This is a genomic window from Vibrio sp. 03_296 (assembly GCF_002265885.1).
The window spans coordinates 1-506 of record NZ_NPKW01000383.1; the positions used below are offsets into that span (position 1 = coordinate 1).

A 506-nucleotide genomic window follows, 5' to 3' on the forward strand; every position below is an offset into this window, starting at 1 on the left:
TCAAGCTTACGGACTGTCGCCAATCCGAACTTTGAAGGCACCTTAATCCGCCTGCACATTGGTTTAGAAAATGTCGAAGACCTGATTGCTGATCTCGAAGCGGGTTTTGAACGTTATAACGCATTGATTCTTGAAAGAGAAACCTCTCTTAGCTAGCGGCGATTTACCTCGTTAGGCGCTCCCCGCTATGCATATAAAACAGCCCTCATCTCTGCGGGCTGTTTTTATCGGTGTGCTTTACTAGGGGCAATCAATTAAATGATCCTCGACCATCCCGACCGCTTGCATGAAGGCATAGCAAATGGTTTCTCCAACAAATTTGAAGCCCCGCTTTTTAAGAAACTTACTGAGCGCTTTGGATTGCTCCGTGACCGCGGGCACTTCATCCATGGATTGCCATTGGTTGACAATCGGCTGATGGTCGACAAACGGCCACAAAGCGTTAGACAGTGAACCAAACTCTTCTTGAAGCGCTAATGCCGCGCGTGCGTTACTAAACACCGACG

At 48.2% G+C, this 506-nt stretch carries 2 protein-coding genes; one reads left to right on the top strand and one right to left on the bottom strand.

Translation table 11 applies throughout. From position 1 onward, the window contains the following. On the top strand, nt 1-156 hold a 156-nt coding region (locus CIK04_RS24825), incomplete at its 5' end, for a PLP-dependent transferase (RefSeq protein ID WP_176463424.1). Nucleotides 157-240: 84 nt separating this feature from the next. Here CIK04_RS24825 and CIK04_RS24830 read toward each other — a convergent pair. Further along, on the bottom strand, nt 241-506 hold a 266-nt coding region (locus tag CIK04_RS24830; protein ID WP_142995013.1), incomplete at its 5' end, for a DNA-3-methyladenine glycosylase I.